This is a genomic window from Acidocella aminolytica 101 = DSM 11237, assembly GCF_900129125.1.
In the GTDB taxonomy this organism is placed as follows: domain Bacteria; phylum Pseudomonadota; class Alphaproteobacteria; order Acetobacterales; family Acetobacteraceae; genus Acidocella; species Acidocella aminolytica.
In genome coordinates this window covers 1-1,607 of the sequence record NZ_FQVJ01000092.1, presented here as the reverse complement: position 1 = coordinate 1,607, position 1,607 = coordinate 1, and the positions used below count along the sequence as shown (strand labels likewise).

Here is a 1,607-nt window from a genome sequence, read left to right as displayed (position 1 = left end):
GAAGCTGGCACCGCCGGGGCGGAATTGTTCCAGGCGGCTTTGGCGAAAGTGATGGCGTCCCCGGCGCTGGCCGTGCTGCAGGCCGAGCAGGTTGACGCGGCTGGGCGTGTGATCGCGCAGTCGCGGTATTCGACGCGGGAGCTGGTGGCGGTCGAGCGGGCCATGGCGGAGAGTGCCGATCGCATGGCGGAGGGCCGCAGCTTTGGCGTGTCCGGGCGGCATGTGGCGGCGGCGCTGGCGCGGCACGACGCGGCAATCCGGCGCGCTGGCGGGCAGGGGTTGAGCGAGGAACAGCGCCAGGCCGTGGCGCATATTACCGGGCGCGAACGCATCGCGGCGGTGGTGGGTCTGGCGGGTGCGGGCAAGAGCACGATGCTGGCGGCGGCGCGTGAGGCGTGGGCGGCGCAAGGCTACCGGGTGCATGGCGCGGCGCTGGCGGGCAAGGCGGCGGAGGGGCTGGAAGAGAGTGCCGGGATTGCGTCGCGCACGCTGGCGAGCTGGGAGCGGGGCTGGGCGCGCGGGTTCGATCAGCTTGGCCCCAAGGACGTGCTGGTGATTGACGAGGCGGGGATGGTGGGATCGCGGCAATTGTCGCGCTTCATCCAGGCGGCGGATGCGGCGGGGGCGAAAATCGTGCTGGTAGGCGATCCCGAGCAGCTGCAACCGATCGGGCCGGGGGCGGCGTTCCGTGCCGTGGCCGAGCGCGCCGGGTTTGTGGAGCTGGAGGAGATTCGCCGGCAGCGGGACGGCTGGCAGCGCGCGGCCTCGGTGGATTTTGGGCGGCACCGCACGGCGGAGGGGCTGGCCGCCTATGCGGAACGCGGGGCGATCCGCTTCGAGGACACGGGGGAGGCGGCGCGTGCGGCGATCGTGCGGGATGTGACGGCCGACATGGCGGCGCGGCCAGAAGGCACGCGGCTGGTGCTGGCGCACCGCAACGCGGATGTGCGGGGGCTTAACGAGGCGATCCGCGCCGTGCGGCAGGACCGGGGCGAGCTGGCCGGCGAGTTTGTGTACCAGACCAGCGAAGGGGCGCGGGCCTTCGCGGCGGGGGACCGGGTGCTGTTCCGGGAGAATAACCGCGTGCTTGGTGTGAAGAACGGCATGCTGGGGACCGTCGAGCAGGTCCGGGACGGGCATCTGACGATCCGGCTGGATTCCGCCGCTGGGCCGGGGCAGGGGCGGGCCGTGGCGGTGTCCATGGCGGATTACGCGGCGGTGGATCATGGTTACGCCACCACCATCCACAAGGCGCAGGGGGCGACGGTGGACCGGGCCTATGTGCTGGCGTCGGGCACGATGGACCGGCACCTGACCTATGTGGCGATGACCAGGCACCGGGACGGGGTGCTGCTTTATGCCGGGCGTGATGAGTTCAGCGATTTGGCGGCGCTGTCCGGGCGGCTGTCGCGCAGCCAGGCCAAGGAAACGACGTTGGATTACGACCAGGCCGCCTATGCCGAGCGGCGCGGCATCGATGCGCGCGGGATGCGGAGCGAGATCGTGGTGCCGGAGGCGGCGCGCGTGGCGCGACAGCGCGGCATGTTCGATGGGCTGAAGCTGGGCGGTGGCGCGGTGCGGGGGGCTGTGCCCGTTCCTGTGCCAGT

1 protein-coding gene is annotated in these 1,607 nt (G+C 71.9%); it reads left to right on the top strand.

The genetic code is table 11. The annotated features are described in order from the left end of the window. A partial coding sequence (traA, locus tag BUB54_RS19725) for a Ti-type conjugative transfer relaxase TraA (protein WP_139285030.1) occupies nucleotides 1–1,607 on the top strand: 1,607 nt, incomplete at both ends.